The organism is Betaproteobacteria bacterium (assembly GCA_016791345.1).
GTDB lineage: Bacteria > Pseudomonadota > Gammaproteobacteria > Burkholderiales > JAEUMW01 > JAEUMW01.
The window spans coordinates 1-8372 of sequence record JAEUMW010000198.1 but is presented as its reverse complement, the minus strand read 5'-3'; the positions used below and the strand labels follow the sequence as shown (position 1 = coordinate 8372).

Annotated in this window: 9 protein-coding genes; 7 read left to right on the top strand and 2 right to left on the bottom strand. The window is 63.6% G+C overall.

The window, feature by feature from the left end; genetic code table 11:
- Both JNK68_07505 and JNK68_07500 read left to right on the top strand, forming a co-directional pair.
- Nucleotides 1-993: glycerophosphodiester phosphodiesterase (locus JNK68_07505; GenBank protein MBL8540202.1), on the top strand; the 993-nt coding region annotated here is incomplete at its 5' end.
- A gap of 232 nt (nucleotides 994-1225) precedes the next feature.
- Nucleotides 1226-1561, top strand: a complete 336-nt coding sequence (locus JNK68_07500; GenBank protein ID MBL8540201.1) for a cupin domain-containing protein — start codon at nucleotides 1226-1228, stop codon at nucleotides 1559-1561.
- Nucleotides 1562-1603: 42 nt separating this feature from the next.
- On the opposite strand, the gene JNK68_07495 is transcribed toward JNK68_07500, so the two are convergent.
- A complete protein-coding gene (locus tag JNK68_07495; protein MBL8540200.1) occupies nucleotides 1604-1792 on the bottom strand; it encodes a hypothetical protein in 189 nt (62 codons plus the stop codon).
- A gap of 627 nt (nucleotides 1793-2419) precedes the next feature.
- On the opposite strand from JNK68_07495, the gene JNK68_07490 reads away from it, so the two are divergent.
- From JNK68_07490 to JNK68_07470, 5 genes are all read left to right on the top strand, one after another.
- Nucleotides 2420-2569 (top strand): hypothetical protein, encoded by a 150-nt coding sequence (locus JNK68_07490; protein ID MBL8540199.1) that lies wholly within the window; start codon nucleotides 2420-2422, stop codon nucleotides 2567-2569.
- Nucleotides 2570-2671: 102 nt separating this feature from the next.
- On the top strand, nucleotides 2672-3832 hold the full coding sequence (locus JNK68_07485) for a VWA domain-containing protein (GenBank protein ID MBL8540198.1): 1161 nt from the start codon (nucleotides 2672-2674) through the stop codon (nucleotides 3830-3832).
- A 320-nt stretch (nucleotides 3833-4152) separates the two neighbouring features.
- Complete coding sequence (locus JNK68_07480) at nucleotides 4153-5244, top strand: glycosyltransferase family 4 protein (protein MBL8540197.1); 1092 nt, start codon at nucleotides 4153-4155, stop codon at nucleotides 5242-5244.
- Between the two features lie 122 nt (nucleotides 5245-5366).
- Nucleotides 5367-6575 (top strand): polysaccharide pyruvyl transferase family protein, encoded by a 1209-nt coding sequence (locus JNK68_07475; protein MBL8540196.1) that lies wholly within the window; start codon nucleotides 5367-5369, stop codon nucleotides 6573-6575.
- Between the two features lie 153 nt (nucleotides 6576-6728).
- The gene (locus JNK68_07470; GenBank protein MBL8540195.1) at nucleotides 6729-7667 is read left to right on the top strand and encodes an NAD-dependent epimerase/dehydratase family protein; all 939 of its coding nucleotides are present in this window, start codon (nucleotides 6729-6731) and stop codon (nucleotides 7665-7667) included.
- 3 nt (nucleotides 7668-7670) lie between these two features.
- Here JNK68_07470 and JNK68_07465 read toward each other — a convergent pair whose 3' ends face one another.
- The gene (locus tag JNK68_07465; protein MBL8540194.1) at nucleotides 7671-8306 is read right to left on the bottom strand and encodes a DUF2238 domain-containing protein; all 636 of its coding nucleotides are present in this window, start codon (nucleotides 8304-8306) and stop codon (nucleotides 7671-7673) included.
- Nucleotides 8307-8372: the final 66 nt, after the last annotated feature.

The following is an 8372-nucleotide window of genomic DNA, read 5'->3' as shown; positions in this document are numbered from 1 at the left end:
CACCGCGGCGCCTCGGGCTATCGGCCGGAGCACACGCTCGCCTCGTACGCGCTTGCGATCGAGCAGGGCGCCGATTACATCGAGCCCGACCTTGTGGTCACGCGCGACGGACATCTCATCGCGCGCCACGAACCGCTGCTGGACGACACGACCGATGTCACGGCCCGTCCGGAGTTTGCGGACCGCAGGACGACCCGCACCATGGACGGCAAATCCGTCACCGGATTCTTCGCGAGCGATTTCACGCTGAGCGAGATCAAGGCGCTGCGTGCGGTGCAGCCCAACCCGGCACGCTCCAAGCACTACAATGGCCAGTACGAGATCCCGACCTTCGAGGAGATTCTCGATTTGGTCGCGCGCGCGGGCGCACCGCGCGGCCAGCCGATCGGCCTCTATCCGGAGACGAAGCACCCGGCCTTCCACGTCGCCCTCGGTCTGCCGCTGGAGGAGCGTCTGCTCGAAGCACTGCAGCGTCGAGGTCTCGATCGCGCTGATGCGCCCGTCTTCATTCAATCGTTCGAGAGCGACAACCTGCAGTACCTGCGCACACGAACGCAGGTGTCACTGGTGCAGTTGCTGGACGACGATGCACTCGAATTCGACGCAGCCGGTGTCCGCGTCACGCGGGTCAAGATCGCACGCCACGGCGACCCGCGCGGAGCCGAGCCGCCCCGGAACCTCGCCGACGTCTCCAGATACGCGAACGCGATCGGCCCGTGGAAGCGGCAGATTCTGCGCGACATCGGCGCGACCGAATTGCTGCAAACGAGCACGATCGCGCAGGCGCACGCGACAGGGCTGCGGGTCCATTGCTACACGTTCCGCAACGAGCCGGCGACGCTTGCTCCCCAGTACCGCAACGATCCCCGGCTCGAATACCTGCAGTTCTTCGACCTCGGGGTCGACGGTGTCTTTTCGGATTTCCCGGACACAGCACTTGCCGCGCGCAAAGAGGCATCTTCGCGGCACCCGCCCACGCCGGCAGACGCCTGACCGACACCCGCGCCGCGCAGCCCGGGTGGCACTCACGGTGCCTGCCGGTTCTTCGATACGCCGGCAAGGCGGATGGCGACGCGGGCTCGTGGCAGCTTCGCGACGGATGAAAATTTCCCCTTGCCCGAATCCTGCTCGTCCAGCCCCGCGATCGGGCGAGACTCCCGCCACCTGCTGGACTTCGGAATGTAATAATGCCCGCGTGCGGTCGCGACAAGAGGGGACTGGAACGATGAGCAGCAACGAATGGAGCGTGTTCACGCTGGATGAACTTGCCCGCAGGGTCAAGGGGAAAGAAGCCCGCTTCATCGAGTTCCTCCACACCCCGAGCTTGAGTTGCGCGATCTATCACCTGCCGGCAGGGTCGCGGGACATGCAGGCGCCCCACCTGGAAGACGAGGTCTACCTCGTCGTCAGCGGCCGCGCACGGCTCAAGGTCGCGGGCGCGCAGCAGCAAGTATCAGCAGGGACCATTCTTTACGTGCGCGCCACCTCCGAGCACTCGTTCTTCGACATTGAGGAAGATCTCACGCTGGTTGCGATCTTCGGAGCCACCGGGCGCCTCTGACGCCCCGAGAACCCGGCGGCGGTTTCGCCGGAAGCGCGCTCCTCAAGCTGCCTTGGGGTGCTTAAAGGGATAGTGTTCCCCCTGCTCGATCAGGTGACCGAGTCCGGGCTCGGCCAGATCACGGAACACCTCGGCTCCCGTCTTTTTCGACACCAGCGTAACAGCCGTCCCGTAACTCGCGGAGAAGTCGAATTCATCCGTATCCGGGGTTTCTGGCACATGGAGGTTCATGTTGATCTCCTCGTTTCCTGTGTATGGTCGGGCCGGAAGCATCTGGGCGAGGGTGACACTCATCGGTCACCGTGGCCCCTCCGGTTGCACTGCATCTCGCGAAAGCACCCGCAGCGGGTGCCCCGCGACCCTGATCCGTCCCTGAGCGTAATCTTCTTGCGGCTTGCGACGAGACGAACCGGCTTCGCGCGGCGAAGGCTGGAGCGTCGAAGTGAACGCGCCGCAAGACTCGATGAATCCAGTGACCGAGGCGCATGGCACGCCTGTTTTCGCTGGAGGCTCGGTTAACTGGTGAAAGTCGTCGCGGTGGAAGTGCGCTGGAGGCTTGGCTCGAGCACGCAGCGCACGGGCTTGCACTGCCACGAGCGGGCACTGAATGGTGCCGGTGACGCCCCGCAAATGGCACGTGACGAACTGTTGCGTATTCCCATTGCATGACTCCCACGCCGTCTTACGGCGTATGTCCGGTGACGTCACGGATCCGCGTGAGGAAACGTCCGTCTACCGTTCCACCTGGAACAGACCCGCGGGCGGGGTAGCGCCCGTGGCCTTTCTTGCAAGTTACACGCTAAACATTTCAGTCGTGCGATGCAGTATTCATTCCACGCTTCCCACGGGTCGCGCGGCATGCTCACGGCGCGCCGATATTCAGAGAAGAACGGCAAAGCAGCGGAAAGTTCCAATGCAAACGCCCTGGTCGAGCGCGCCCTGAAACAAGGCATCGGCGGCGCACTACGCGCCGTGATCGTGCACGACAACGGGTTTCTGTATCGATAACGCAGCGCACAAGATCGCCGCTGGCGGACTCACGTCGAGGTTGAATCTCGATGCTCTGCGGGCACAGAATGTCCCCGATTGCCGACACCACCATCCCCCGCCGTGCTCATCGACTTCTTTCTGCATCTCAAGGCGCGCCAGTTGCCGGTGTCGACGAAGGAGTACCTCACGCTGCTCGAAGCGCTGCGAATGCATGTCTGTGATCATTCGATCGACACGTTCTACTACCTGGCGCGCGCCTGCCTGGTCAAGGACGAGTCGCACTTCGATCGCTTCGACCGCGCGTTCGGCGAGTACTTCCGCGGTGTCGAGCAGCTCCCCGAAATTCCCGCCGCATGGCTCGCGCTGCTCGCGAAGCGACACCTCTCGGCCGAAGACCGTGCCCGACTCGAGAAGCTCGGCTGGGAGAAGCTGATGGCGGAGTTCGAGAAGCGTCTGCGCGAGCAGACGGGTGCGCACTTCGGCGGCAGCAAGTGGATCGGTACTGGCGGCTCCTCGCCCTTCGGCGCCCACGGCTACAATCCCGAAGGCATACGGCTCGGCGCGCAGAGCGCCGGCAACCGCACCGCAATACGCGTCTGGGACGAGCGCGAGTATCGCAATCTGGACGGCAACGTGGCGCTCGGCACGCGCAACATCAAGGTTGCGCTGCGGCGGCTGCGGCGCTTCGCCCGAGAGGGTTCCGCCGAGGAACTGGATCTCGACAGCACGATCCAGCGTACCGCGCGCAATGCCGGATGGCTCGACCTGCAGATGCGGCCGGAGCGCCACAACGCGGTGAAGGTGCTGCTGTTGCTGGACGTCGGCGGCTCGATGGATTGGCACGTCAAGCAGTGCGAGGAACTCTTCAGCGCCGCACGGGCGGAATTCAAGCACCTCGAGTACTTCTACTTCCACAACTGCCCGTACGACTTCGTGTGGCGAGACAGCCAGCGTCGCAGCACCGAGCGAATGCCCACGCTTGACCTGCTGCACAAGTACCCGCAGGATTACCGCCTGATCCTGGTCGGCGACGCAGCGATGAGTCCGCACGAGATCCTGAGTCCGGGAGGGTCGGTGCGTCACGTCAACCACGAAACCGGCGAGGTATGGCTGCGCCGGATGCTGGCGGTCTATCCGAAGGCGGTCTGGCTGAATCCGGAACCCGAGGACTGCTGGGGCGATCACGTCTCCATCGGCATCGTCCGTCGCTTGATGGGCGATCGCATGTATCCCCTCACACTCGACGGTCTCGAACGCGCGATGCGTCATCTGTCGCGATAGTGCGAAGGGGGCCTGAGCGTCCCCGGGAACGGCGACTCATGCGGCCCATCGGCGTGCCGCAACCTGAGAACAACGGAAACGACGGTTCACTGTAACCGTGATAACGGTGTAGGCTTGTTTACCGTGTTCCTGCTCGGAGCGACAGGATAGGCTGTTGTCGTACGCTGCGCACCGCGCGCGTCGGATGTGGGCGCGCAACGCACGAGATCTCACGCGACAGTCACGCGCCAACAGTCAGGGGAATGATGACCACGACCCATCGGATCGGCTTTATCACTCGGGGCACTCAACGCGCAACAGGCAGCGGCGCGAATTACTACATGGCGGAGCAACTGCGGCCGATTGGCGCAGAGATGATCGAGCTGCTGATACCGCCACCGCCCCCATCGTTCGCGTGGAGGTTGGCGCGGAAGCTCTATCGCGCTTTGGGGTCGTACCGCGGCTCGACGACCTGGATGCTCTCACGCGATTACGCACGCGCGGCCGCAAGAAGCCTCTCGCCCCGCCTTGCGGCGAGTCACCTCGATCTGCTCTTCTGCGCGCTGGCAGGCCGGGAAATGCCGGCGGTTCGATCTGCGGTGCCGCTCGTTTATTGCACTGACTACACCGTCCCGCGTGTCGTCGAGCTCTCCGCGTATCCTCTCTTCGAAGGACTGCCGAGACAGTCGGTGCAGGTACAGATGTCTCTGGAAGCCGATCTCGTCCACCGCGCGACCCTCAACCTTGTTCCAACAGAGTGGATCGCCCAGTCTCTTAGGGAACATTACGACGTCCCGGCAGAGAGAATTCGCGTCGTCCCCTGGGGTGCAAACATCGATTCCGGGGATGTGCCGAGAATCGAAGAAGTGTGCAGGGACTCCCCCGGCAGCGTGTGCAGCCTGCTCTTCCTCGGAGTCGAGTGGCCGCGCAAGGGAGGGGACCTGGCCTACGAAACATTGCAGCATCTGATCAGGCGAGGCGTGCCGGCGGAGTTGCTCGTGGCAGGCTGCCAACCACCCGACGGTTGCGCCCACGAAAAGATGCGGGTGCTCGGGCGCCTGGACAAGAACGATCCGGCTGCCCGGCGTCGGATAAGCGATCTCCTGCGCACCAGTTCGTTCCTGTTGCTCCCAACCAGAGGCGACACGTTCGGGCACGTGTTCTGCGAAGCCGGGGCCTACGCCCTGCCATCGATCACGACGAGGGTAGGCGGAGTTGGAGAAGTTGTCCGCGATGGCGAGAACGGTATGGCCCTGCCGCTGACGGCAGGCGCAGAAGAGTATGCAGAGACGATCGCCGGGCTCTGGTTCGACCACGACACATATCGCGAACTGTCGGCGGGGGCGAGACGCGCGTTCGATGAGCGACTCAACTGGGATGCCTGGGGCAGAGAAGTGCGTCCCATGCTGAGCAAGATCTTGGGTCGGCCGTGAGTGAGCCTTTCCCTCGCGGAACCGGGAGTCCTCAACTGAACGCGAAACAGCTCGCTCCCTTCCTCCTTGTCGGCAACGCGCCCTATCGGAATCGCGGCTGTGAAGCCATCGTTCGCGGGACGATGGCGATCCTGCGCCGAGAATTCGGGGCGAACGTCAGTGCAGTTGCCGGTGTCTTTGGAGATCCCGAGACAGTGGGTCTTCAGGATGTCGGTGAAACCGATTCGGCGGTCACCTCTTTGTCATTGCAGCAAAGGGCACCGAGGTGGTCCTGGAATTGGTGGAAGCAACAATTGAGTAAGCGACTCGGTGCTCCGTTTGCTGCGCAGTATTCCGCGTTACTGCCGCATTTGAAGACGGCACCCGCCGCGCTCGAGGTCGGCGGTGACAACTACTCACTCGATTATGGTGTGCCGACCAAGTTCTTGCAGCTGGATCAGTTTCTCGTGAGCCGTCGCCTACCCCTGATTCTTTGGGGAGCTTCGGTGGGGCCGTTCGAAGGCGAGTCAGGGTTTGCGGAAGAGATGTTTGCGCACCTCCGAAGTCTCGACGGAGTCCTGGTGCGCGAGACAGAAAGCCGCGACTATCTGAAACGGAACGGGGTCGACCAGAATGTGCATCTGGTTGCGGACCCCGCATTTGTCATGCGCCCCGAACAACCCTCCAGGGCGAAACTGCCTTTTGATATCCCCAGCGGCGCCGTCGGCCTGAACCTGAGCCCTCTGGTTGCGAAGGCGTTCTTGCGGCAGTCCTGGGCGGAATGGTGGGAAACCGGGCTGGATTTCAGCGCATGGCAGACGATCTGCGTCGACATCATCAAGACCGTCGCAGAAGCAACCCGATCTGCCGTCCTTCTGGTGCCGCACGTCGTGTGGCGTTTGCCTTACAACGATGACTATTCCTTCCTCACCGAACTGCAACGCCGCGCTGCACCGTCCGTGCGGCAACCTGTCTTGTGTCTTCCCGACAACCTGAGCGCGGCGGAAACGAAATGGGCAATTGGGCAGTGCAGTTTGTTTGTGGGCGCGCGCACGCACGCCACGATCGCTGCCCTGTCTTCCACAGTCCCGACATTGAGTCTCGGCTACAGCCTCAAGGCTCAGGGAATCAACAGGGACATTTACGGGAACCTGGATTTCTGCATGGCGGTCGACGGTTTCGAGGTGGGTGCCTTTCGCGATCGCTTGTGGAATCTCGTGAACGAAGAGAGTCGGATCAGGAGTCGCCTGAGCCAACGAGTTCCGGAGATCGCTCAGGCAGCTTACAGTGCCGGCCCCCTGCTACGTCGGATCCTGCAAGGTCGCGGGATTCACCTGGGTGCGGCAGGTTGATCCGCCCGATTGCTCGCGGACGGCATAACCTGCGGATGTCCGCGCAACTCACCGAGCTCACCTACCCCAAGGCCAAGACCTGAAGCGTCTTGCGACCCTGGCAGCAGTTAGTGAGCTTGGAATCCGTCGGAGTCGACGACGATGCGAGTTTTCGTGACAGGTGCTACGGGCTTCGTCGGCGGACACGTCGTCGAGGCTCTTCTGGCAAGAGGATACACGGTGCGGGCGCTGGTGCGACACTGCGTCGCCGTGCCGTGGCTCTTCGGCGCCGAGCAGGTCGAGGGCGATCTCGCGGACGCCGAGAGCATACGATCCGCCGCGCGGGGTTCGGACTTCGTGGTTCACTGTGCCGCCGTGTCGGGGCGCGGTATCGAGGCAGACGCGTGGAATACCGTGAACGTGCGCGGCACCGAGCGCGTCATCGAAGCCTGTTGCGCGGCTGGCGTGAGACGGCTCGTGCATCTCAGCACGATCGTTGTCCACGAACCTCGCCCTGGCGTCCTGCTGGACGAGGCGGCGCCCTTCGCAGCGAACCCCGGCGGCCCCGGCTACGTCGCCTCCAAGATCGCCGCTGAACGCCTCGTGCAGGCTGCCCCCGCGCACTTGTCGGTCGTCGTGCTGCGTCCCGGGGTGGTGTACGGTCCGCGCGACCGCGCGGCTTTTTCCCGCATCGTCGCCCCGCTGTCTGCGGGCCGCCTGCTGTTCGTCGCCGGGGGACATTTTCGCTGCCACCTCGTCTACGTGGAGAATCTGGCGGATGCCGTCGTGGCATCGATCGAGAACGTGGCTGCCACCGGTGCCTATATCGTGATAGACGAGCCCACCGTCGAGGTGCGGGAGTTTGTGTGCGATATCGCGAACGGCCTGGGACTGCCTTCCCCGCGTATATCGATTCCCGCCTTCGTGGCCGCCGCGAGGGGTTGGTTGCCGCGGCGGCTACGTTGGGACATTCGGCGCTATGGCATGCCCATCTTCACGCGCGACCTTCGCTTCTCGACCGAGCGTGCCCAGCGAGAGCTTGGCTACCACAGCCGCATCACGTACGACGAGGGAATGGCGCGCCTCATCGCGTGGGCGCGCGCCAGCACGTAGATGTCATACTGACCTGACGCCGGGCAGCGCACCCAGCTGCCGGTCCTGCAGCCAGCCGAGCGCGAGTTGTGACGCCAAGGCGCCGATGAGTGCGAGAAACATGTCCCACTGCGTGTCCCAGACATCTCCCTGCGTGCCGAGAAAGGCATCGGCCCCGGTGCCGGAGGCTACCGCCACCCACCATTCGATCATCTCGTAGAAGGCCGAGATCGCCAGCGCCACGCAGGTGCAGAGAAAGAACAGTATTCCGCCAGGCTTGAGTGGTGTCACGCGCAGCAGGATCTCGCGCGCGATCAGCGCCGGTACGAATCCCTGCATGAAATGGCCGACGCGGTCGTAGTGGTTGCGTTCCAGATCGAACGCGTCGCGTATCAGGTTGAAGAGCGGCACCTCGGCATACGTATAGTGTCCGCCGACCACCAGCACGAGAGCGTGTGCCCAGATGAGGACATACAGCAAGGGGGTAAGTGGAAAGCGGCGCCAGGTCGCAAGCAGTACGACGGCACCGATCAACGCAGGCAGCACCTCGAGCCACCACACCACGCGATCCTTCGGTCCGCTGGCCGACCACGCGAGCGTGATCGCGAAGCTCACGCCGAGCCATGCGAGCAGCCGTCCCGACGCACGCGGCGCGTGCATGTCAGCGGACGACTTCCTGCACCATCAAGAGGACCGAACGCCGCTCGCTGCCGCTCTGGCTGCGCA